Annotated in this window: 18 protein-coding genes; 15 read left to right on the top strand and 3 right to left on the bottom strand. The window is 72.6% G+C overall.

The window, feature by feature from the left end:
* Positions 1 to 227: 227 nt before the first annotated feature.
* Complete coding sequence (locus ACFYXF_RS37415) at positions 228 to 893, bottom strand: response regulator (protein WP_389356477.1); 666 nt, start codon at positions 891 to 893, stop codon at positions 228 to 230.
* The gene (locus ACFYXF_RS37410) at positions 878 to 3,259 is read right to left on the bottom strand and encodes a histidine kinase (protein WP_389356422.1); all 2,382 of its coding nucleotides are present in this window, start codon (positions 3,257 to 3,259) and stop codon (positions 878 to 880) included. Before ACFYXF_RS37410 ends, ACFYXF_RS37415 begins: the two co-directional genes overlap by 16 nt.
* Before the next feature lie 172 nt (positions 3,260 to 3,431).
* Here ACFYXF_RS37410 and ACFYXF_RS37405 point away from each other — a divergent pair, with 172 nt between their 5' ends.
* A complete protein-coding gene (locus ACFYXF_RS37405) occupies positions 3,432 to 4,565 on the top strand; it encodes a CPBP family intramembrane glutamic endopeptidase (RefSeq protein WP_389356421.1) in 1,134 nt (377 codons plus the stop codon).
* A gap of 160 nt (positions 4,566 to 4,725) precedes the next feature.
* Positions 4,726 to 5,496, top strand: a complete 771-nt coding sequence (locus ACFYXF_RS37400) for a polysaccharide deacetylase family protein (RefSeq protein WP_389356420.1) — start codon at positions 4,726 to 4,728, stop codon at positions 5,494 to 5,496.
* 9 nt (positions 5,497 to 5,505) lie between these two features.
* Here ACFYXF_RS37400 and ACFYXF_RS37395 read toward each other — a convergent pair whose 3' ends face one another.
* Positions 5,506 to 7,215: a helix-turn-helix domain-containing protein gene (locus ACFYXF_RS37395; protein WP_389356419.1), complete on the bottom strand. Its 1,710-nt coding sequence runs from the start codon at positions 7,213 to 7,215 to the stop codon at positions 5,506 to 5,508.
* A gap of 277 nt (positions 7,216 to 7,492) precedes the next feature.
* Between ACFYXF_RS37395 and ACFYXF_RS37390 the strand changes: the two genes are divergently transcribed.
* The 13 genes from ACFYXF_RS37390 to ACFYXF_RS37330 all read left to right on the top strand — a co-directional run bounded on the left by ACFYXF_RS37390 (position 7,493) and on the right by ACFYXF_RS37330 (position 23,660).
* Complete coding sequence (locus tag ACFYXF_RS37390) at positions 7,493 to 7,879, top strand: hypothetical protein (protein ID WP_389356418.1); 387 nt, start codon at positions 7,493 to 7,495, stop codon at positions 7,877 to 7,879.
* Between the two features lie 181 nt (positions 7,880 to 8,060).
* Positions 8,061 to 10,292: a hypothetical protein gene (locus tag ACFYXF_RS37385; protein ID WP_389356417.1), complete on the top strand. Its 2,232-nt coding sequence runs from the start codon at positions 8,061 to 8,063 to the stop codon at positions 10,290 to 10,292.
* Positions 10,289 to 11,272, top strand: coding sequence for an AAA family ATPase (locus tag ACFYXF_RS37380; RefSeq protein ID WP_389356416.1), 984 nt, complete (start codon positions 10,289 to 10,291; stop codon positions 11,270 to 11,272). The genes ACFYXF_RS37385 and ACFYXF_RS37380 overlap by 4 nt, the downstream gene beginning before the upstream one ends.
* Positions 11,272 to 12,429 (top strand): DUF58 domain-containing protein, encoded by a 1,158-nt coding sequence (locus tag ACFYXF_RS37375; RefSeq protein ID WP_389356415.1) that lies wholly within the window; start codon positions 11,272 to 11,274, stop codon positions 12,427 to 12,429. Before ACFYXF_RS37380 ends, ACFYXF_RS37375 begins: the two co-directional genes overlap by 1 nt.
* The gene (locus ACFYXF_RS37370; protein ID WP_389356414.1) at positions 12,426 to 12,551 is read left to right on the top strand and encodes a hypothetical protein; all 126 of its coding nucleotides are present in this window, start codon (positions 12,426 to 12,428) and stop codon (positions 12,549 to 12,551) included. Before ACFYXF_RS37375 ends, ACFYXF_RS37370 begins: the two co-directional genes overlap by 4 nt.
* Positions 12,548 to 14,866 carry a DUF3488 and transglutaminase-like domain-containing protein gene (locus ACFYXF_RS37365; protein WP_389356413.1) on the top strand — a complete coding sequence of 773 codons (2,319 nt, stop codon included), beginning with the start codon at positions 12,548 to 12,550 and terminating at the stop codon, positions 14,864 to 14,866. The genes ACFYXF_RS37370 and ACFYXF_RS37365 overlap by 4 nt, the downstream gene beginning before the upstream one ends.
* 156 nt (positions 14,867 to 15,022) lie before the next feature.
* Positions 15,023 to 16,129, top strand: a complete 1,107-nt coding sequence (locus ACFYXF_RS37360; protein ID WP_389356412.1) for a LacI family DNA-binding transcriptional regulator — start codon at positions 15,023 to 15,025, stop codon at positions 16,127 to 16,129.
* A 66-nt stretch (positions 16,130 to 16,195) separates the two neighbouring features.
* Entirely contained in the window at positions 16,196 to 17,797 is a 1,602-nt protein-coding gene (locus ACFYXF_RS37355) for an FAD-dependent oxidoreductase (RefSeq protein ID WP_389356411.1), read from the top strand.
* 83 nt (positions 17,798 to 17,880) lie between these two features.
* Complete coding sequence (locus ACFYXF_RS37350) at positions 17,881 to 20,025, top strand: hydantoinase/oxoprolinase family protein (protein ID WP_389356476.1); 2,145 nt, start codon at positions 17,881 to 17,883, stop codon at positions 20,023 to 20,025.
* Entirely contained in the window at positions 20,022 to 20,630 is a 609-nt protein-coding gene (locus tag ACFYXF_RS37345) for a hypothetical protein (protein WP_389356410.1), read from the top strand. Before ACFYXF_RS37350 ends, ACFYXF_RS37345 begins: the two co-directional genes overlap by 4 nt.
* Before the next feature lie 2 nt (positions 20,631 to 20,632).
* Complete coding sequence (locus ACFYXF_RS37340; RefSeq protein ID WP_389356409.1) at positions 20,633 to 21,931, top strand: TRAP transporter large permease subunit; 1,299 nt, start codon at positions 20,633 to 20,635, stop codon at positions 21,929 to 21,931.
* Positions 21,932 to 21,988: 57 nt separating this feature from the next.
* Positions 21,989 to 22,990: a hypothetical protein gene (locus tag ACFYXF_RS37335; protein WP_389356408.1), complete on the top strand. Its 1,002-nt coding sequence runs from the start codon at positions 21,989 to 21,991 to the stop codon at positions 22,988 to 22,990.
* Positions 22,991 to 23,069: 79 nt separating this feature from the next.
* A complete protein-coding gene (locus ACFYXF_RS37330; protein ID WP_389356407.1) occupies positions 23,070 to 23,660 on the top strand; it encodes a hypothetical protein in 591 nt (196 codons plus the stop codon).
* Positions 23,661 to 23,822: the final 162 nt, after the last annotated feature.

The raw sequence follows: 23,822 nt of genomic DNA, 5'->3' as shown, positions 1-23,822 counted from the left end.
CCGCCCCCAGACCCCCGCTGTCGGCCTGAACGGCCTCGTCCTCAAACGCCGGACGGGCTGAAATGCCTGGGCTCGCGCTGAAAGATCAAGCCCCGGCCGGCACCACATCCAGCCCGTCCGGCGTTTGAGGACAAAGGGGGGTCTGGGGGCGGCAGCCCCCAGGGATGGGAACGGGTAGGGGCGGCGGGGGCGAGGAAAACCGCCGCAACCCCCTGCGCCCCCCTACCTCAAGCCCTCCCCCGCGGCCTCACCAACCCGCACTCGTACGCCAGGATCGTCGCCTGTACCCGGTCCCTCAGCCCCAGTTTGGTCAGCAGGGCGTTCACGTGGGTCTTCACCGTGCCCGTGGTCACTCCGAGCGCGGAGGCGATCTCCGCGTTCGTCAGGCCCGACGCGATGTGCAGCAGGACCTCGTTCTCGCGGGGTGTGAGGGAGGACAACTCGCCCGTCACCGACGGCGGTTGCGGGGCGCCCTGGGCGAAGGTGTCGATGAGGCGGCGGGTCACGGTCGGGGCCAGGATGCCCTCGCCGGTGGCGACCACGCGGATCGCGGCCAGCAGGTCCTCGGGAAGGGCGTCCTTGAGGAGGAATCCGGAGGCCCCGGCGCGCAACGCCTCGTACACATAGGCGTCCAGGTCGAAGGTGGTCAGGACCAGGACGCGGGGGCAGGGCTCCCGCGCGGTGATGAGGCGGGTCGCGGTGAGGCCGTCCATGCCGGGCATGCGGATGTCCATCAGGACCAGGTCGGGTGCCGTGGTCGCGGCGAGTTCCACCGCCGACGCCCCGTCGCCGGCCTCGGCGACCACTGTCAGGTCGGGTTCGGCGTCCACGATGGCGGCGAATCCTGCGCGGACCACCGCCTGGTCGTCGACGACCATCACGCGGGTGGTGATGACGGGAACACCTCCTGGACGGGCTCCCGCGGACTCGGGCGCGTCGACAGCAACACCGTTACCGTACCTGTCTGTTCGAAACCTGCCTGTTCGAAGGTGACGCTTCCTGTTCCCGTCCCCATCCGCGCCTTCAGGCGTTCGGCCACGGGGCCGGTCGCGGCCGGTGGTACGCCCGACACCGTGACGCGCAGGGTGTCCCGCCGTCGGCGCAGCGTGACCCGTGCCGGGCCCCGGCCGCCCGCGTCGAGCGCCGCCTCGACGATCCGGTACGCCGACCGGGTCACGGAGGGCGGCAGGTTCCGCGCAGCCCCCGGCAGGCCCCGCAGCGTCACGTCCCGGCCGGCCGCGCGCATCGACCGGCACAGCGTGTCGAGGTCCGCCGCCGTGGGCGCCGGTGCGAGCACCGGCCCGGGATCCTCCTCCGGTTTCCCCAGGCTGTGGAGAAGTTCGCGCATGGCGGCCAGGGCCGAGCGGGCACCGGCGGCCACCTCCTCCAGGTGTCCCTGCCGGGCCTGTTCGACCAGTGCCGTCGTGGGGTGCAGGACGGCGTCGTGCAACTTCGCCGCCAGGCGGTGCCGTTCGGCGTCCGCGGCCCGTTCGGCGTGCCACAGGGTGCCGGCCAGCGCGTGGTCGTCCCAGGCGAGGATGCGCAGGCGGCGGCGCCGTACGGCGAGTCCGGCGCCCCACAGGGCGGCGAACACGGCGGCGAGCAGCACGGTCAGCGGGATGAACATCACCAGGGCGACGGGCCATATCGAGGTCTCGTCCATCAGCCTGCCGTCCGCGCCCGCCGTCGCGACCAGGGTCCCGGCGAGCGAGACCGCCGCCGCGCACCACGCGGGCCAGGTACGGGCGGCTCCCCGGCCGTAGACCGCGACGGCGTACACCGCGAGCAGTTCCGCGAGCGCTCCGCCGGCGAAGAACTCCGACACCCGTGACGGCAGTCCGGCCCCGGCGACCGCCACCGGCCACAGCCACGATGTGGCCAGCACACCGAGGAACGCCGGCCACGGAGCGCGTCGCCGCCACAACAGCGGCACCGCGTGCGCGGTCAGCAGCGCGGCCACGAGGAGCAGGTCCGGGAGGGTGGCGCGCAGGCTCGTGGCCGTCCACTCCTCCACCGTGACCAGGGCGAACACCAGGGGGAGGAGCGTCGCCGTCAGCACCAGTGCGGGGTCGGCCAGTCGCTGTTCCCGCAGCACGTCGCGCCCGCCCGCGCCCTCGGGTGCGCCCCACGGTCCCGTGACGTCGGGCAGTGTGGCCCGCACCCGCCAGCCACCGCCGGGGGCGGGGCCGGCCGTCAGTTCCCCGCCCACGGCCGCCGCCCGCTCCCTCATCCCCGCGACGCCACGTCCCGAACCGAGGCCGCCGACGCCGTCCGGTACCGCGCCGCGCGGGGGCGCGTTGTCGACGGTGAGTTCCAGTACGCCCTCCCCGCGTACGACGCTCACGTGCGCCGCCGAACCCGGGGCGTACCGCAGGGCGTTCGTCAGGGCCTCGCGGACGATCCCGTGGACCGCCTCGGCCGCCGGACCGGCCAGGTCGGCGGGGAGCACGGCGTCGATCGGGCGGCCCAACCGGCCGAATCCGGCGATGAGTTCCTCGATACGGGCGGTCATCGGGCGGGGGTCGGGGCGGTCCGCGTCGCGCAGCAGGCCCACGAGCCGGCGCAGTGCCGTCAGGGTCTCGGTGCCGGTGCGTTCGGCAAAGGCCAGCGCCTCGGCCGTCAACTCGGGCCTGCTGTCGCCGAGTCGGCGTGCGGCGTCGGCCGTGATGACGACGGAGGTGAGGTGATGGGCGCTCACGTCGTGCAACTCGCGGGCCAGACGCTGCCGTTCGGTGTCGCCCGCCCGCCGCCGGGTCTCCTCCGCGCCGGCCAGCCGGCCGGCCGCGAGCGACCGCCCCTTGAGCCACTGCCGCCGCGCCTCACCGAGGCCCGCACAGACGGCGTACACGAGCGCGCCGAGCGCCCACTCCGCGGCGAGCGCGGGCCGGAACCCGAGGTGGACGAAGGAGAAGAGCCACTCGAAGCCCACGACCGCGGCGAGCGCGCGTACGGTCACGGGTACCGGGCAGCGGACCGCGACCGAGTACAGCGCGATCGGCGCACCCAGCCCGAAGTAGCCGTCCTGCCAGGCCAGTTGGCCCACGAAGAGGGCGCCGAGGGACCAGGCCAGGGCCCGGACGGGCGTCTGCCGGCGTCGGCCCAGCGCGGCCGTCTCGGCGACCACCGCGCCCAGTACGGCGACAAGTGCCGCCGCCCCGGGCACCTCCGCGCCGGCCAGGCCGGCTCCGGGCCACAGCCAGGCGATCTGTGCGGTCCCGAGCAGCGCGGGGAGCAGCCAGTTGCGTATCGTCGTCTCCATCTCGGCACGAGCGTAGGGCCCTGGTGCTACGGCCGACACGGGACCCAGGTGCCAGGTCCTGTGCGCGGACCCGGCCCAGGACCCTCTCTCCGCCCACCTCTACCCTCCGACAGAGGCACCGTTCGTGCCGACGGTGGATGTGGGGGCACGCACCCACGGAGAGGCTGTCCCTATGACGAACCCCCTCCCCGAACTCCTCCCCTACCACCGCATGGCACGCGCCTCGGTACGTCATCGATGGTGGCGGCCCCTGCTGGGCACCGGGTTCGTGGTCGTGGCGTGTGTGGTCGTGGCCGGGCTCCTCTACGGAGTCGTCGACGCCCTGGGTGCGGCCAAGAGGTATCCCGAAGGCCCGGACGGGACCGTCGAGTTTGGCCCCGTGACAGGCACCGCCCTCGACCTGCTGGCGATCGCCTCCGCCCTGCCCGTCGTGCTGCTCGCGGTGCGCTGGATCGGCCGCCGCCCGGCGGGCACGGTCTCGTCCGTGACGGGCGGACTGCGGTGGCGCTGGCTGGGGCTGTGCGTACTGGCGGCCCTCCCGATCCTCGCCGTGACCACCGGGGCCATGTTCCTGCTGCCCATGGACGACGCCGAGCCGACGCGGTGGGCGGGCTGGGAGGTCTTCGGACCGGCCCTCGCCATGCTGGTCGTCCTGGTGCCGCTACAGGCCGCCGCCGAGGAGTACGTCTTCCGGGGCTGGCTCACCCAGGCGGTCGGCGGCTTCCTGCGCTCCCCCTGGTGGGCGCTCGTGCCCCAGGCCGTCCTGTTCGCCGCCGCCCACGGCTGGGGCACCCCGTGGGGCTTCGCCGACCTGACCGTGTTCGCGATCGTCGCGGGCTGGCTCACCGTACGTACGGGCGGGCTGGAGGCGGCGATCGGGCTGCACGCCGTGAACAACCTCCTGGCCTTCGGCGTCTCGGCCGCGATCGTCGACGGCCTCAAGACCGACGACACCGCCGCGGACGCGCCCTGGCAGCTCGTGGCCGTCGACCTGACCGGCATCGCCCTGTACACGGCGGCCGTCCTGTGGCTGGCGCGCCGCCGTACGCCGACCCGAACCGTCCCCGCACCGGTACCGGTCCCGCCGCCGCTGCCGCTGCCCTTCTCCGCCGCGTACCCCCAGTTCCCGGCCTCGTACCCCCAGTTCCCGGCCGCGCATCCCCCGTTCCCCGCCGGTCACGTCCCCCTCCCCTATGTCCCGGGCCCGGTTCCCCACGGCAGCCGCACGGACGCGCCGGATCTGCCGCCGGGGGCAACTCCCGCCGCTCCCCCGCCCGGTGACGACGCCGCCCGGACCCCGCGCTGACGGCGCGAAGCCCGTTCCCCGTCCTCCGTTGTCCGGAAACCACCCCGGGATTGTCCTTGATCGGTAACGGACGCATCCTCCGGGCTCCGTTCCTCGTCCTGCCAGTTGGTCGCGGAGTGACCAAGGAATTCGGCGCGGGACTGCGGGAAGCGGGGCGGACATGGCACGGCACAGCGGCGGGCGTGGCTGGTACGGCAAGGTGCTCGGCGCGGCGCTCGGGGTGACGCTGCTCGCCACCGGTGCCTCGATGTGGACCGCGCAGGCCGGAGCCGTCGGCGGCGCGTCGCCGAAGGTGACCTCGGCCAAGCCGGCCACCGCCGTCAAGCCGGTCGCGGTGACCATCGCGCACGCCTCGGACGCGGGTGCGCGCGGCGTCAACATCACCATCGACGACGGCCCCGACCCCGAGTGGACGCCCCAAGTCCTCGACGTACTGCGGGAGTACGGGGTGAAGGCCACGTTCTGCATGGTGGGGACGCAGGCGCAGGCGCACCCGGACCTCGTGAAGCAGGTCGTCGCGGCCGGGCACCGCCTGTGCGACCACTCGGTGTCGCACGACACCACGATGGACAAGAAGTCCGAGGCCTACCAGTCGCAGCAGATCCTCGACGCCGAACGCATGATCACCGAGGCCTCCGGGGGCGTACGGCCGATGTACTACCGGGCGCCCGGCGGGGCCTTCACCCCGTACAGCCGCAAGCTGGCCGCCTCCCACGGTATGCGCCCGCTGGGCTGGAACGTGGACACCAAGGACTTCGAACTGCCGGGCACGGACGCCATCGTCGCGACCGTCGAGCGGGAGCTGCCCAACGGGCCGACGCTCCTCTTCCACGACGCGGGAGGCGACCGCTCCGAGACCGTCGAGGCCCTGCGCCGGATCCTCCCCCAGCTCAAGCAGGAGGGCTACGCCTTCGGCTTCCCGGTGCGCTGAACCCCCGGCTCACCGCCACCTGGTGTCGTCGCTGATGGGGGACAGCGAGGACCGCATCTGGATCTTCGCGGGCGAGAACCCGTACTTGTTGAAGACGGTCCAGTCCTCGATCCAGCGGTAGCCGTACCAGGCGTCCCAGATGTAGGCCCGCAGGCTGCTGCTCGTCCTGGCCATGAACGCGTCGGCCAGTTCGAGGGCCTCGTCCCATCCGCAGTCCGCGAAGACGCTGCCGCCGAGAGTGACGACCCCGCGATAGTCGTCCCAGAGGTTCAAGTAGACGGTCTCGTCGGGGATGTAGTACAGGCGGCTGCCCGGGCCGACCAGGAACACCCGGTCGTGGGTGGCCATCTTGAACCGCTGCCCCGGCTGAGGGCAGTTGACGGCCGTGGACGTCGAGGGCACGGGGGTGTCCGGCGACGGTGTCGCCGACCGGCCGTGCACCGCCCGCACCAGGGCCGGCCCGGTGGCCGCGGGAGAGGTGGACGGGGCGGAAGGGGCGGGAGAGGCCGCCCGGTCGCAGTTCGGCCAGTCCCCGAAGTTCCGCGCGCGGCTCCACAGCGTGTGGGCCGCCTGGATGTTCCACTCCGGGTCCAGCGCGTCGCGAGGTGTGCCGCCGAGTCCGCGCAGCGTGGCGTCGGAGATCTGGAAAACGCCCCAGTTCCGAGTGGCGTCGGTGTTCGACAGGACGTGCAGCGGATCGAGGAACGACTGGCAGTCCGCGATGGCGACCGCCCGGTCCGGCGCTTCCTGGAACACCTCGCGGATCCGTCGGCGCACCTTCTCGGCCGGCCAGGTGTCCATGCTGGTCTTCCCGGCGTAGAGCGCCTTCTTCGTCTCGTCGCCGACCACCCCGGTGGCACCGACACGGGACAACACCTGGAAGGCGGTCACCCGGCGCAGGGTCTGCGGCCCGAACTCGCCGTCGACGTCCAGCTCGGCCCCGGCCCGGGCGAGCAGCCGCTGCACCTCCCGTACGCAGACACCGCGCTGCCCCATGGCCACCGGCCCGGCGCACGCCGCCGAGAACAGCGGCCGCCCGTCGTCGGAGGAACCGCTGCCGGACCCGGCCGTGAGCCCCCATGCCGTCGCCCCCAGCGCCAGGGCCAGCACGATCACGACGAGAGCGGACGATCTCCTGCGGTGCCAGGGCGGGCGTGGGGCTGCGGGTACGACGGTCGGGGCTGCGGCTGGGGTTGAGGCTGCGGCGGGTACGGCGGCCGAGGCCGGGGCGGGTGCGGCGGCCGGGTCCGACTCCGCGGCTGGGTCCAGGGCCGGGGACAGGGCCGGGGCTGGGGCCGATCCATGGGGCCCGTCCTGGGCGACGTCTTGATCGACGCCCCGGTCCACGCCCCGGTCGGCAGCCCGACCGGCACCCCGGTCGGCACGACGACCGGCACCCCGATCGGCACGACGGCCGTCGGTCTGGCCGTCGCGTCCCCGATCCGGGTCCGTGCCGCGACCCGGATCCCGCGCCGCGTCCGCCAGGGCCCAGAGCCGGTGTAATCGGCGCAGTTCCTCCGGTGACGCCCCGCAGGCCGTGGCGAAGCGGTGCGCCGACCCGTAGTCCAGCGGGACGTACGAGCCGGAGCAGTACCGGTGCAGGCTGGATCCGCTGATCCCGGTCTTCCCGGCCAGCGCCTCGTAACTCAGACCCGCCCGTTCCTTGAGCGCCCGCAGACAGGCCGCGAACTCGTCGAACTCCACGGGCTGCGATCCCATTTCGTCTTGCCCCCTTGGCCCCAACCGTCATGCCGTGCCACTGCCCCGTCCCACCGGCGTCCCAGCAGGCCCCCGAAGTACAAGGCCACCACGTGTCTCGGCGTCCCAGCATCCCACCGGACGCCGATTCGTTGCCAGGCGCCGGACCGTCCTGCCAGCGTCGGCACGGCTCGGGCACGGCACCGGCTCTCCGGTCCCGCCGACACGGGGGTATCGGCCGGCCACGAGGACCGGACCGCGCCCGGGCCACCGCGCACAGTCGACCACAAGGGGAACCATGCACATCCGTTCACGTACTGCCGGAATCCTGGCGACCGTCGTACTCGCGGCGGGCGGTCTGACCGCCGCCACCGCCACCACGGCCGGCGCCGCGGCCCAGTCCTGTTACGGCAGCGCCAAGAGCTACTCCACGGACGTCTACCACAGTTGGCCCGCGTACCCGGCCTACGCCTACACCACGTCCAACTGCGCCGACATCAACGTGAAGCCGAACAGCGGCACCTACGTGCAGACCTGCTTCGACCCCACGAGCGGCGACGAGTACTGCAACGCGAAGCGCTGGATCGCCGCCGGGACGTGGGGACTCGCGGCCACCGACGTCAACAACGGCACCAAGTTCTACCTGCAGTTCGACCGGGCGAGCAGCGGGACCACCGCCTACTGAGGGCCGAACCACGGGAAATGCGGGCAGCCGGGGTCCGATCGGGGGAACTCCGGCTGCTCGTCCGTGTATCGAGCCACCCGTGTCTTGAATCGTCCGTGTCTTGAGTCGTCCCCTGACAGCCACACCTCTGTCAACTACCCTGCCCCCAGGAGGAGTTGCGCGTCTCACCAGGGAGCACGAGATGTCGGGGGTATCCGCGGGGCCGGGGGTCCGACAACGTTCTTCGACGCTGGTCACGGCTGCCCTGGCAAGACTGCGGCCGACCGGCAACCGCGTCACCGGCTACCTGGCGATCGGCGCGGTCGGCGCGCTCATCGCCACCTCGCTCGCCGTCGGAGCCGGTACGGCCGACACCCGGCCCGCCCTCGCCGACATCGGCGCCTGGCTGGCCGCCGGCGAGAGGGGCGAGGTCGCCCACGCCCACGGGCTGACCGGCGCGGTGGACGGCAAGGCCGTTCTGCCGGCCGGGATGGCGGGCCACCCGGTCTCGGTCGCGCGGAACGGCGACACGACCCTCGTACTGGACGAGCGGACCGGCCTGGTCGTACGGATCGACGCCGCCCAGCTGACCGCCGAACAGTCGGCGGACTACGGCACGGCCGGGCTGCAACTGGTCTCCGGCGGCGCGTACGCGTATGTCCTCGACCCCTCGAAGGGCACCGTCCAGCGGATCGACCCGGCGCTGACGACACCCGACGGCCCGCCCGTGGCACTGGGCGGGAGGCCGGGAGCCGCCGTGGTGGACGGGCAGGGCACGCTGTGGGTGCCGCTGCCGGACCAGGGCACGGTGGTGCCGTTCGTCAAGGGCAGGAAGAGCGCGGCGGTCACGGTCGCCGACGCGGGCCACGATCTGGCGCTGACCGTGGCCGACGGCCGCCCCGTGGTGACCGACAGGACCGCCGCCGCGATGAAGGTGCTGACGGTCAGGGGGGTACAGGGCACCTTCGAACTCGGCGACGCGACCGCTGACCTCCAGGTACCGGCGGGCACCGACGGTTCCGTGGTGCCGGTGCTGGACACCGGCAGCGGGGACCTGGTGGTCGTCGACGTCCGCAGCAGGCACACCCTGCGCGCCCGCGTGCCCGTACAGGGCCAGGAACTCGGGGCACCCCAGCTCCTCGGCAAGCGGGTCTACGTACCGGACGAGTCCACCGGCAGGCTGCTGGTGTACGACACCTCCCTCTCCGCGCCCGCCGCACCGGTACGGATCACCGACGGGCCGGGTGAGCTCGAACTCTTCGTCCACGACGGCCTGTTGTGGGTGAACGACCAGAACGGTCCCGCCGCCGCGGTGATCGACGCGGACGGCGAGGTCAGGCACATCGGCAAGTACGAGACGGATGTGCCGTCGGCGCGCAAGCCCGGGGAGAGGCCGGTCGAGGACAGCGTCCCGACGGCCGTCCCCGCCGCACAGCTTCCGCCCGGGGTGCCCGGTGCGCCCGCTCCGGGTGTGACGGTGACGGCCCCGGGCGCGACCGTCACGCCGTCGAACGGCACGTCCGGACCGACAGCACCGAGTGAGCCCGGTCCGACGGAGACAGGGCCCGCGCCGTCGTCCCCGCCGGTCCAGGAGCCCGGGGCTCCGGGGGCGCCGCAGTCGGAGTCGCTGTCGGGCGCCATCCGGATCACCTTCGCCGAGGCGCTGGGCGCGACCCCGCAGCGCTATGTCCTCAAGGGGGCGACGCCCGACCAGACCGTGACCCCGGCCGAGATCGGCCCCGACGGCCCGTTCGCCTTCGAGGTCGAGGGCGGGTCGTGCGAGGAGCAGTACAGCTTCACCGTGGTCGCGGAGTACGACGGGGGCAGGCCGGGCAGGGAGTCGGCGCCCTCGGCATTCGCGCGGCCGTGCATCGCGCCGGGGGCGCCGGAGCAGCTCACCTTCACACCGGCCCAGGGCGGACACGGCGGCACGGTGACGTGGCAGCCGCCGCAGAGCGCGGGCGGCTCGGTGACGTACACGGTCAACGGGCCCGGGGGGCCGGTGGAGACCACCGAGCCGAGTCACACGTACACGGGGCTGAAGAACAGGACCGTCAGCCAGGTGGCGGTGCTGGCGAGCAACGCCGCCGGCTCGGGCACGGCGGCACCCGGCTGGATCGACCTGACCCCGCCCGCCCAGCAGATGAACATCGTGCACAACGACAACGACACCGCCTCCCTCGGGATCCGCACCGAGCCCAGCGGCGCAATCGGCAGCCGGGTGGGACACATCGACGGCATGACGAGCCCCCAGGTCACCGTCCACTGCTACAGGCACGGCCAGCAGGTGACACACAAGTACACCGGTGCGACCAGCAACATCTGGGCCTACCTCACCTACCACGACCCCAAAGAAGACATGGACTACACCGGCTACACCGCCGACATCTTCGTCGACTCCCGCTTCAACCCCGACGTCTGGGACTGCGAATGACCTCTCCCCCCACCGACAGCACCGCCCGCCTCGCCAAGTGCTTCCACGCCCTGGCCGACAACGTAGAGCGAGTCGTCAAGGGCAAGCGCGACACCATAGAACTCGCCCTGACCTGCCTGTTCGCCGAAGGGCATCTCCTCATCGAGGATGTGCCAGGCACCGGTAAGACCACCCTCGCCCGCTGCCTCGCGGCCTCCATCGAGGCCGACTTCGCGCGGGTGCAGTTCACCCCGGACCTGCTGCCCTCCGACATCACCGGCGTCACCGTCTACCGCCAGAACACCGGCACGTTCGAGTTCCTCCCCGGCCCGGTCTTCGCCAACATCGTGCTCGGCGACGAGATCAACCGCGCCTCCCCCAAGACCCAGTCCGCCCTCCTTGAGGTGATGGAGGAGCGCCGGGTCACCGCCGACGGCACCGCGCACCCGGTGCCCCGCCCGTTCATGGTGCTCGCCACCCAGAACCCGGTCGACATGGGCGGCACCTACCCGCTGCCCGAGGCCCAGCTCGACCGCTTCCTGATGCGGATCACCGTCGGCTACCCCGACCACGCCTCCGAGGTCGCGATCCTGACCGGAACCGGAACCCCGACCGGTACAGCCCCCACCCCCGAGTCGCTGACCCCCGTCACCACCGCCCACGAGATCGCCGAACTCATCGCGTCCGCCAGCGAAGTGCAGGTGGCCGACGCGCTGTACGACTACCTGGTGCGGGTGGTGGCGGCGACCCGCACCCTCCCCGACGTACGGCTCGGCGCCTCGCCGCGCGGCTCCGTCGCGCTGCTGCGCGCGGTCCGGGTCCGGGCGGCCTCGCAGTCCCGGCCGTACGCCTTCCCCGAGGACGTCAAGGCACTGGCCGGGCCCGTCCTCGCGCACCGGCTGATCCTCACCCCGGAGGCCGAACTGAGCGGCCACACCGGCACGGACGTGATCGACGAGGTACTGGCCACCGTACGGCTGGACAGCGGGGCACACGTCTGATGCTGTCGGCCACCGGACGGGGCACGCTGGCCGGGGGCGCCGTGCTGACCACCACCGGGTACGCGCTCGGGTACGGCGAGGCAGCGGCGCTGGGTGTCACCTGCCTGCTGGCCGTCGCCGTGGCCGTCCTGTGGGCGCTGCCCGCGCCCGTGCTGGACGCCGAGCGGCGGACCGCGCCGAGCCGGGTGGTCCGGGGGGACACCGCCGAGGCCGTCGTCACGCTCACCAACACGGGCGACCGCACCCGGCGGGGCCTGCGCGCCCTCGACCGGTGCGGTGACCGGGACATCGCCGTCGACGTGCCGCCGCTGCGCCCGGGCACGTCCCACGAACTGCGGTACGCCCTGCCCACGGCCCGCCGTGGCCGCGTCCCGGTGGGACCGCTGCGGCTGGAACGCACCGACCCTCTCGGGCTGGCCCGCCGTATGCGCCCGTACGGTGGCTCGGACACGCTGCTCGTACGGCCCCGGATCCGCCCGCTGCCCGTGCTGCCGTCCGGGCGGGCGCACCATGTGGAGGGGCCGGCCTCGGACACCGCCGACGACGGCTCGCTCACCTTCCACGCGCTGCGCGAGTACGTGCTCGGCGACGACCTGCGCCGGGTCCACTGGCGGTCGACGGCCCGCACCGGCACGCTGATGGTCCGCCAGATGGTGGATGTCTCCCTCCCGCACACCACGGTCGTGCTCGACACCCGACGGCGCGCCCACTCCTCGGAGGACGACTTCGAGCTGGCCGTGGACTGCGCGGCCTCAGTCGCATGCGCGGCCGCCCGCTCCCACTTCCCCGTCCACCTGGTCGGCGCGGCCGGCCCGCTCCTGCGCACCGAGGGCTCGGGCGACGACGCCGAGGCGCTCCTGGACGCGCTGGCCGTCGTACGCCCCGCAGACCTGACGTCCATGACCGCCGCCTTCGACGGCCTGGAGCACCACCGCGGAGGCGGAACCCTGATCGTCGTCACCGGCACCGGCACCGGCGACACCCGGGGTCTCGGTGCCGTGACCCGAGTACGCCACCGCTTCGACCGCGTGACCGTGGTGTACGTCGGCGCGGAGACCCCGACCACGCACGAGACGTCCGGCCCCGACGTACCGCAACTGCGCGTCACATCACTGGAGAACCTGGTGACCGGCTGGCGCCGAGAGGCCGCCCGATGAGCACCGTCACCGCCGTCCGGGACGCACCACCCCCGGCCATGCACAAGGCCGACGCGCCCCAACTGCACGTCACGCCGCCGGAGAACCTGATCGCCGACCGGCGCCGGGAGGCCGCGCGATGAGCACCCTCGCCGCCGCCCGTGACACCCCGGGCCAAAGCGCCGTACCGGCCCCGGCCCCGACGACGAGCCCCACCCCGGAGCAGGCGGAGCGCGCCCGGCGGCTCTGGTCGTTGGTGCCCGTGGTGGCCATGGTCGGCGCCGCCGGGTACGGATTCGCGCGGGTCTTCCCCGCGTCCGAGCTGCTTCCGGTGCTGGCGGTGGCCGTGTTCGCGCCGGTCGTCCTGTCGGCCGTGCTGTCGGGGCTGCTCGGGCGGCGGGCAGGCCCGACAGCGACCACGCCGCTCTGGCCGTCCGTGCTGCTGACCGGCGTCGCCTGGGCCGTCGTCGTCAGTGCGACGCTGTTCCGCGCGGTGAGCGGCGGGCTGCCCGGCGGGCCCGCGCTGCGGGCCGCGTGGTCCGCGCTGCTCGACGCCCCGCACGCGCTGCTCTCCACCATCCTGCCCGCGCCCGGCGAACCCGGGCTGCTGGTGCTGCCGCACGCCGTCGTGTGGACGGCCGCCGCCGTCTCCGCGGAACTCGCCCTGCGTACCCGCGCCCCGCTGCTCCCGGCCCTCCCGGCGGTCCTCGCCCTCGGCTTCCCGCTGGTGCTCGGCGCGGACGGGCCGGGGTCCGCCTACCCGGCCGCGGGTGCGCTGGCCGGGGCAACCGCCCTGCTGGTACTGGTGCGTTCACGCAGCCGGCTGCCGCTGCGCGCCATCGCGGTCCGGCTGCCGGTCGTTGCCGTGCCCGCTCTCGTCGTGGGGTTGCTGGGTCCGCACCTGCCCGGTCTCGGTGCCCCCGCCGACCTCGCGGAGACGGTCACGCCGCCGACCGTACGGCCGCAGGCCACCAGCCCGCTGGACCAGGTCGCGGCCTGGATGCGCAACGGCGACGAGAAGGTGTTCACCGTACGGACCTCGGGCGCGGCCCCCGGGAACTACCGGCTGGCGGTCCTCGACCGCTACGACGGCACGACCTGGACGAGCGGCGCCGGGCTGACCCGTACAGGCGGCCGGGTCCCGGCGGAGAAGAACGTCGACCCGGGCCGTACCAAAACCCTCGAACAACACGTCACCGTGCAGTCGTTGCCCGGCATCTGGCTCCCCGCCGCCGACCGGCCCACGTCGGTGAGCACGCCCGGGGGCACCGCCCTGTCCGTCGACCCGGACAGCGGAGTCCTCTCCACGGGCGAGGCCGTCCCGCCCGGCTTCACCTACACCGCGACCTCGCACCTCCCCGTGTACGACGCCGAGTTGCTGCGGTACGCGACCGCCGCCGACGACCCGGCCCGGGCGGCTCTCCCCGCCGTCGACGCGGCCGGGCAGCCGATCAGCTCGGTGCGGTCGTTCCGGACGATCGCCGAACGGGCGACCCAGGGCAGCACCCACCCGTACGAACAGGCCGTGCGGCTCGCCGACTGGCTGCGCACCGCCTACCGGCTCGACCCGGGGGCGCTTCCCGGCCACACCTACCGCAGCCTGGAGTTCTTCCTGGCGGACGGCGGGCGCGGTACGTCAGAGCAGTTCGCCGCCTCCTTCGCGGTACTGGCGCGCACCCTGGGCCTGCCCACCCGGGTGGCCGTGGGGTTCCGCCCGGGTACGCAGACCGGCTCCGGCACCTGGCAGGTGCGGGGACGGGACGTACTGGCCTGGCCGGAGGTGGAGTTCGCCGGTGTCGGCTGGGTGCCGTTCCACCCGACGCCCGGCGAGGCCACCCAGGGCGGTTCCGTCGGCGTGTCGGCGCAGCGGCCCGAGAACCCTCGGAACACGGACCCGAAGACCACCGAACCGGCGCGGCCGTCGGCGTCCCCGTCCCCGCGTACGCCGGACGCGGCGACCCCCGCCGCCGGGAACGGGCCCGGCTCGGGTCCGCCCCTCTGGCTCACCGTCCCGCTCACGCTGCTCCTCCTCGCCACGGCATACGTGCTGTACGCGCTGTGGCTGCCGTACCGCAGACGCAGCAGACGGCGCGGCGACCCGGACGCGCGGCGCAGGGTCCTGGGTGCCTGGCAGCAGATCATCGAACGCCTCACGGAGATCGGCCTGCCCGCCACGGGAGCCCACACGGCACAGGAGGTCGCCGACTTCGGCGCGGAGCACGTGGGCGGCGCCGTGGGCGGGCGCCTGCCGGCCCTGGCCACCCTGGTCAACGAGGTCGCGTACGCGGGCCGCAGACCTGACGCCGCGACCGCCGACGCCGCGTGGGCGGACTGCGAAGCGGTCGAGGAGACCGTCCGGGACCGCGTCCCGCGCCGCATCCGGCTGGTCCGACTGCTGCGCTCCGCGGTCCCGTCGCGGCCCCGTCGCGTTCCCACCTGGGCCCGGCCTGAGGCCTGACCAGTACCTCTCTGTTCCTTTTCTGTTCCAGCGCACTTCCTTCCCGGGACTTGACCCGCCGGGCAGGGAGGTACAGTCTCCATTAATACGCATTAGGTAATACGCATTAACCAGCGCCTCGGAGGAGAGAGGCCACTTCGGAGGAGAGGAGCCTCTGTGGCACCCAGGAAGCGGCCCGGCCGCACACCCGCGCCCGCCGGACGTACCGCGCGGCCCCGCCAGGCCGAGGTGGCCCGGCTCGCGGGTGTGTCGCAGGCGACCGTGTCCCTGGTGCTCTCCCCGAAGCCCGACGGCAAGGGCCCCCTCATCTCCGAGGAGACCCGCCGACGCGTCCTGGAGGCGGCCCGCAGCCTCGGTTACGTGCCCGACCCGGCCGCCCGGCGACTGGCCGCCGCCCGCAACAACCTCCTCGGCGTCTTCAGCTTCACCGCCACGTTCCCCACCGATGTGCGGCACTCGTACTACCCCTTCCTGGTCGGTGTGGAGTGCGAGGCGGCGGCGCTCGGCTACGACCTGGTGCTGTTCACCGGGTCCAGCAGTGGTGGTGCGGGGGCCTCGGTTCCCGACGCGCTGGGGCGGGTCCGGCTCGCCGACGGCTGTCTGTTCATGGGGCGCCACACTCCCCGGGCGGAGCTGAAGCGGCTGGTCGAGGACGGCTTCCCGGTCGTCCACCTAGGCCGCCGCGAGGAGTTGGAGGGTGTCGCTTGGGTGGGTGCGGACTATGTCCACGCCACCCGTGAAGTCGTGGGCCATCTCGCCGAGTTGGGGCATCGGCGGATCGTCCTCGTCCGGGAGGACGACGACGCGCCCGCCTCGGCGGATCGTCAACGCGGCTTCCTGGAAGGGCTGGAGGTCGCCGGTCTGCCCGCCGGGCCCGCCGCCGTCTTCCGGTCCGCCGATCCGCAGCGCGACCTCACGGCCGAGCGGCTGCGCGCCTGGGCCGACGAAGGGGTGACGGCCTTCGTCGCGGAGGAGACCGACACCGGGGCGGCCTGGCGGAGCCTGCTCTCCGCCGTGCGCGAGGCGGGCCTCGACTGCCCGGCGGACGTGTCCCTCGCCCTGCTCGGCAGCCCACCCTCGGATCTGGCGAGCGAGCCCGTACCGACCGGATTCGACATCCCCCGGCCGCAGTTGGGCGCGGCGGCGGTACGGCTGCTGGCCGCGCTCGTCGCCGGGGAGGACGACGGGGCTCGGGAGCCGCTCGTCAGTTGTGTCTTCCGGGCGGGGCCTACGACCGGACCGCCCCCGCCCGCCCGTCCCTGAGTACGGTCCGCACAGCCCCCCTCCCCTCCCCACCACCCCGCCCGTGAAGCAGCAGCTAGGAGCAGCGTGATACCCGAAGCGGACATCCTCGTCGTGGGCGGTGGCCTCGGTGGTGTGGCCGCCGCGCTCGCCGCCTGCCGGGCCGGACGCAGCGTCGTGCTCACCGAGGAGACGGACTGGATCGGCGGCCAGCTCACCAGCCAGGCCGTGCCGCCCGACGAGCATCCGTGGGTGGAGCGGTTCGGTACGACCGCCTCGTACCGGCGACTGCGCGAGGAGATCCGCCGGTACTACCGCCACTGGTACCCGCTGCGCGCCGAGGCGCTGGCGCTCACCGACCTCAACCCGGGCGCGGGCCGCGTCAGCAAGCTCTGCCATGAGCCGAGGGTCGCCCTCGCCGTCCTGGAGGGCATGCTCGCGCCCCATCGTGCGGCGGGTCGGCTGACCGTACTCACCGAACACCGGCCGGTCGCAGCCGAGGCGGACGGGGACTTCTTACGAGCCGTCACCCTGGAGGATCTGCGGGACGGGACACTTCGTACCCTCTCCGCGCGGTACGTCCTGGACGCCACCGAGACCGGTGAGTTGCTGCACCTCGCGGGCGTCGAGCACGCCAACGGGGCCGAATCGCAGGCCGAGTTCGACGAACTGCACGCTCCCGACGAGGCCCAGCCGGACAACCAGCAGGGCATCACGGTCTGCTTCGCGCTCTCCCACCACGAGGGCCAGGACCACACGATCGACCGCCCGGACGACTTCGACTTCTGGCGTGCGTACCGGCCCGCGTTCTGGCCCGGCCCGCTGCTCGGCTTCGAGGCACCCGACCCGCGCACGCTGGAGCCGGTGCCGCGCACCTTCGTACCGAACCCGGAACTCGACCCGCTCGCCGTCTCGGCCGACCAGAGCGCCGACGCCGGCGACAAGGAGCTGTGGGGCTTTCGGCGCATCCTCGCGCGCAAGCTGCACACGCCCGGTGCCTTCGACTCCGACATCACCCTCGTCAACTGGCCGCTCAACGACTACTGGTTGAAGCCGTACATCGGAGAGCAGCAGGCCGAAGCGCTGCGCGAGGCACGGCAGTTGTCGCTCTCGCTGCTGTACTGGCTGCAGACCGAGGCCCCGCGCGCGGACGGCGGCACCGGCTTCCCCGGCCTGCGGATCCGTCCGGACGTGACCGGCACGGCGGACGGGCTGGCCAAGTCGGCGTACGTGCGCGAGTCCCGCCGTATCAAGGCCGTCACCACGGTCACCGAGCATGATGTCGCGATCGACATCGTCGGGCCGTACGGCGGCACCCGGTACCGGGACTCCGTCGGCGTCGGCGGGTATCGCATCGACCTGCATCCCTCGACCGGCGGCGACAACTACGTCGACATCGGGTCCGTGCCGTTCGAGATCCCGCTCGGGGCGCTCGTACCGCGCCGGGTGCGCAATCTGCTGCCCGCCGGCAAGAACATCGGCACCACCCACATCACCAACGGCTGCTACCGGCTCCACCCGGTGGAGTGGAACATCGGCGAGGTCGCCGGCGCCCTGGCCGCGCACTGTGTGGCCGAGGACATCGAGCCGCAGCAGGTGCAGGCCGAGGAGAAACGGTTCGAGGACTTCGCTCGGCTCCTCGACCGCGACGGAGTGCAGCGCCACTGGCCGGACGTACGCGGCTACTGAACTCCCCTGCACACGGACGGTACGACGGTACAAGGAGGTGCCCCGACATGAACTCTGCCCACAACCCTGACTTCAGCCATGACATGAACACATCCCGCATACGCGTCGGCATCGACGTGGGCGGAACCTTCACCGACGCCGTGGCCGTGGACGCCGCGACCCTCGAACTCCTGGGCCAGGTCAAGGTCCCCACCAGCCACCACCACGCGGACGGTGTCGCGCACGGCATCGTCGAGGCGCTCGACCGGCTCATGGAGCAGACCGGCCGTGCCCCGGCCGACGTCTCCTTCCTCGCGCACGGGACCACCCAGGCCACCAACGCCCTCCTGGAGGGTGACGTGGCGACCGTCGGACTGATCGGCATCGGGACCGGCCCCTCGGCGGTGTTCACCCGCCGCCTCGCCTCCTTCGGCAAGCTCGAACTCGCCCCCGGCAAACGGCTTCCGCTCGTATACGCGCATGTCGCCGACCCCAGCGACACTGCGGCCGTCCGCCGCGCCGTCGAGCAGCTGAAGGACGAGCAGCTGCCCGGCGGAGGCGCCCAAGTCCTCGTCGCCAGCCAGCCGTTCAGCGTCGACCGGCCCGAGGGCGAGCGGGCCGTCCTGGACGCGGCACGGCCGTACGGGCTGCCGATGACCGCCGCGCACGAGATCACCTCGCTGTACGGGCTGCACAAGCGCACCCGTACCGCCGTGGTCAACGCGGCGATCCTGCCCCGCATGCTGGCCACCGCCGACCTCGTCGACGCCTCCATCACCAAGGCCGGTGTGACCGCGCCCCTGATGGTGATGCGCTGCGACGGCGGTGTGATGTCCCTCGACGAGATGCGCCGGCGGCCGCTCCTGACCGTCCTGTCGGGACCGGCCGCCGGAGTCGCGGGCGCGCTGATGCGGGAGCGGGTGAGCGAGGGTGTGTTCCTGGAGACCGGGGGCACGTCGACCGACATCAGCGTCGTACGGCGCGGCAAAGTCGCCGTCCGGCACGCCACCATCCTCGGCAAGACGTCCTACCTGAACGCCCTCGACGTACGCACGGTCGGCGTGGGCGGCGGTTCCATGGTGCGGATCGGAGCCGGTCGAATCACCGGCGTCGGACCGCGCAGCGCCCACATCGCGGGGCTGCCGTACGCCTGCTTCGCCTCCCCCGCCGAACTGCGTGACGCCACGGTGGCCACCGTCCGGCCCATGGACGGCGACCCCGACGACTACGCCGTGCTCGACGCGGCGGGCGGACGGTTCGCCGTCACCATGACGTGCGCCGCCAACGCCCTCGGCCGGGTCCCCGAGGGCGACTTCGCGCACTGCGACCCGGAGACCGCGCGGGCCGCGATCGCGCCGCTGGCCGCCGTGCTCGGCACGGATGTCGCGACGGCGGCCACCCTCATCCTCGACACGGGCGTCGCCCAGGTACGGAAGGTCGTGGACGCCATGATCCGCGACTACCGCCTCGACAAGGACACGGCCGTGGTCGTCGGCGGGGGTGGCGGGGCCGCGTCCGTCACCCCGCACCTCGCCCTCGGCAGTGGCGTGGAGGGCCGGATCGCCCGGCACAACGAGGTGATCAGCCCCATCGGCGTCGCCCTCGCGCTCGTACGGGAACAGGTCGAGCGGATCGTGCCCGGTGCCTCGCAGGAGCAGATCCTCGCTGTCCGCGCCGAGGCGGAGCGGGCGGTCGTCGCCCAGGGTGCCGCCGCCGAGGGCGTCGAGGTCGAGGTCACCGTCGATCCGCAGACCCACACCGTGCGCGCGGTCGCCACCGGCGCCACCGAACTGCGCACCCAGGACCGGGCCCACCGCGCCGACGACACCGAGCGGCTGAGTGCGGCGGCGGCCAGTCTCAAGGCCGACCCGGCGGCGGTCCAGGTCCTGGCGGGCACGGCCGCGCACACCGTCTACGGGACGGAGACGCACCGCCGACTGCGACCGACTCTCCGGTCCGTACGGATCGTCGACATGGACGGCGTCGTACGCCACCACGCCGCCGACGCCCACGTGGAGACCACCACCGTGGCCGGCGCCCCCGAGGTGCTCGCCCGGCTGGTCGGCGAGTCGACGTCGTACGGCGACGGCGGGGTACGCGCTCCCGCGCTGCGACTGCTGCTCGGCTCCCGGATCGCCGACCTGTCCGGCGTCCTCGATCCACAGCCGCTGCTCGCGCTCGCCCAGAGCGAGTTGCGGGCGCGCGCGGGCGACGAGCCGGTGGTCGCGGTGCTGGAGGTGCGGTCATGACGGCCACCGAACTCACCGAACTCACCGCCGTGGACGACATCGAATGGGGCGTCCGGCTGCTGGCCGCCACACCCACCCACGAGGGGCGCGACCCCGAACTGCTCCGCCAATGGGCCCGTACGGCCGACGAGTTCGGGTCCCGTCTCGCTCCCGTCCCCTCAACCGCGCGCGTGGTCGAACGAGCCGACGGCCTGGAGCGGATGCTGCTCGCCCGCTACACATCACGGCCCCCGACCGTAGAGCTGTACACCGACACGCTCGCGCTCGCCGAGGAGTTGGTCGACGCGCGTGGCTGGCGTGCCTGGTATCCGCCGGGCTCGGTGCGGGCCGCCGCGCTCGCCCACGAGGCCGTGCACGCGCACCTCCACCACGGCCCGGCGAAGGCCGCGCTGAAGCAGGCGCTCGGCCACACCGTGCTGCGGCTCGGCCGCTACCGCGTGACCGGTCATGTCGCCGGTGCCGAAGAGGTCGCCGCCCACGCCTACGCCCGAACCGTCTGCGGGCTCGGCCGCAGCCCCCTGCTCCTCACCGCCGCGCTGCGCACGGCGCTCACCCGGCCCGGGACTCCAGCTCCGAGAAGCCCCGCTCCGAGAAGAGAGAACTGACCATGGGCGTCGTCATCCTCCTCGTCATGGCCGCCGGTGTCAGCCTGATGCTCACCCGCAGACTCCCCACCGCCTTCGCACTGGTGCTGCTCGCCGTCGTCATCGCCTTCCTCGCCGGGGCGCCCCTCACCGGCGAGAACAGCGTGCTGGACACGGTTCTCCAGGAGGGCGCGCCGACCCTTGCGGCCACGATGATCGCGATCATCCTGGGCTCCTGGCTGGGCAAGCTCCTCGACGAGACCGGGATCGCGGGCACCCTCGTCCGCAAGATCGTCGAGTTCGGCGGCGACCGCCCGACCGTCGTCGCCCTCGGCGTCCTCGCCGTGTCCGCGCTCGTCGGTACGGTGACCGGCTCGGCGCCCGCTGCCATGCTCGCCGGGATCATCGGCATCCCCGCGATGATCGCCGTCGGCGTGCCCAAGGTGACGGCCGCCGGCACGGTGCTGATGGGCATCGCCGTGGGCATCCCCTTCGAGCTTCCGCTGTGGCAGTTCTTCTCCACCGCGCTGGACCTGCCGGTGCCGACCGTGCGCGGCTTCATGGTGAAGCTGTTCCCGTTCGCACTGGTCGCGGCCCTCGCGTTCGTCCTCGTCGAGACACGTCGGCGCGGCACGGAACACGCCTGGTCGCTCAAGTCCGTCGACTCCCCCGACTCCTCAGGTGCGAAGCCTCGTTCACGGCGTCAGGAGCTGGGCGACGCGCCCTGGTACGCGCTGCTCGCCCCCGCCGTCCCGCTCGTTCTCGCCCTGGGCCTCGAACTCGCCATCATCCCTTCCCTGTTGGCGGGCGTGCTGTACGCGCTGGTCACGACCACCCGGCCCGGTGAGATGAACAAGCGGCTGCTGCGCACGCTCTACGGCGGCTTCGAGGTGGCGGCCCCGCCGCTCGTCCTGTTCATCGCCATCGGCATCCTGCTCACGGCCGTGAAGCTGCCGGGTGCCGTGGAGGCGCTCGAACCGCTGATCAAGTCCGTCAGCCCGCAGAACCCGGTGCTGTTCGTCCTCGTCTTCACGCTGCTCGTGCCGCTGTGCCTCTACCGGGGCCCGCTCAACGTGTTCGGGCTCGGCGCGGGCATCGCCGGTGTCCTCATCGCCGCGAACATCTACCCCGCCATCGCCGTCCTCGGCATGGCCACCTCGTACAACCAGGTCTTCGGCGTCGCCGACCCCACCAGCACCCAGACCGTGTGGAGCGCCCAGTACGCGGGCGTCACTCCGCAACAGGTGATGGTGCGCACGCTGCCGTACGTGTGGGCGGTCGCCCTCGGCGGCCTGTGCGTCACCGCCGCCACCTACCTCTGAACACCTCTGACACCTCTGACCACCTCTGAGTCCCCCAGCCCGTCTTTGGAGCCCCCCATGCACGACCACCACCCCGGCCGGCGCCTCTTCCTGCGCGCCGGCGCCGCCACCGGAGCCGCGCTCACCGTCGGTACGACGCTGGGTGCCCAGCCCGCTGCCGCAGCACCCGGCGGATTCCCCAACTACACCTACAAACGCACGCTTCTGACAGCGTCTCAGCTGAAGTACAACCCCACCAACGAGATCATCTTCCCCTGCATCAGAGGGGTTTACGACAAGATCGCCTCCCCGCTCGGCCGTTACTACCTGTACTACGCGCCGCACGACCCGCCCGGCGGGATCTGCCTGGCGTACGGCGACTCGCTGGAGGGGCCGTTCACGGAGTACCCGGCGAACCCGATCGTCTCCAACAAGTGGTCACCGCACTACTCCGTCAGCCATGTCTCGTCGCCCCACGTGCTGTGGAACGCGGACGAGAAGGAGTTCTGGCTGTACTTCCACGGCGAGAACCACACGACCCGCCTGGCCCGTTCGGCCGACGGGATCCACTTCACGTACGACAAGGTCGTGCTGTCGAAGTCCATGCTCCCGGCGGGCACCACGGAGACGTCGTACGCCCGGGTCTTCCGCCACGACCTGCCCGCGCGCGACGCCCGCTACGTGATGCTCTTCATGCTGAACAACACCACCAACCACCGTGACATCCACTGGGGTTGGTCCGCCGACGGCCGCACCTGGACCTACGATCAGCAGGCGCTGATCCGGCACACCGACGTCGGCGCCGTCAACGTCGGCGGCCCGCATCTGCTCCACCGGAACGACAGCACGTACGTCGTCTACAACAAGGACAAGTCCAGCGGCGGCGACATCATGATCACCGAGGTCGGCAACGACTTCGCCAAGCGCTCCCACCTCGGTGTCTTCTACAACTCGCACAGCGCGGCCCCCGAGGACGGGCGCGCCGCGGCGCCTTCGTTCGGTACCGACGGCGGCGTCCCGTACATGATCTACGAGGCGGGCGAGCGGCTCTCGGGAGCCATCGCGGTGGCCCGGGGCTGACCGCGGCTTTCCTGATTCACCCAATTCCAATTCACCCAATTCACAAGCTAATTGCACCTCTCGGAAGGAACCACCCGTAATGAACCGCCCCCTGCGCAGGACCGTCTTCGCCACCGCCGCGCTCACCGCCGGCCTGCTGATGACCGCCTGCCAGAGCGGCACGGACGACAACTCGTCCGGCTCGGCCAGCTCACCCAGCACCTCCAGCTCACCCACCGCATCCAGCTCGCCCAGCTCGTCCGCCACGACCGGAACGGACTCGGCGTCGGGCTCCGACACCTCCCAGGGCACCCAGGCCACCCCGCCCGGCAGTTCCGACTCGGACTCCTCCGATTCCGGGTCCTCCGATTCCGACTCCTCCGGGACCGTCGTCGAGGGCCTCAACGCCGGCAAGGGCGTCAGCGGAACCTGGTTCGGCAACGTCTCCTACCTGGCGCCGGGCAAGTACACCGTCTCCGACTCGAAGGGCACCGAACAGCAGTTCTTCACCGCCGAGGACACCAAGATCATCGGCTACGACGACATCTGCGATGCCATCAACACGGGTCCGGGCGGCGAGGGTGGCGTCGAGTGCACCGAGGCCCAGCTGGAGAAGGCCGCCAAGAAGGGCTTCAGCGCCGAGGTCGTGATCAGCAACGGCATAGCGACCAGCATCCGCGACGACAACTGAGCCACACCACACGATGAACGGGCGTGGGGCCCCGGGGGGGGGGCCCCCCCCCGCCCCCCCCCCCCCCCCAAAGGCAACCGTGGTTCCCGTGGGGGGGTTTGTTTGCACTCGCATTAGTTAAAGGTCCCAAAAAAACCTCAAAATTAAGAAAACCCAACCCCG

Origin of the sequence: Streptomyces sp. NPDC002680 (assembly GCF_042889145.1) — a bacterium.
Classification (GTDB): domain Bacteria; phylum Actinomycetota; class Actinomycetes; order Streptomycetales; family Streptomycetaceae; genus Streptomyces; species Streptomyces adonidis.
The sequence above is the reverse complement of the archived record's forward strand: the minus strand, read 5'-3'. Positions and strand labels throughout refer to the sequence as shown.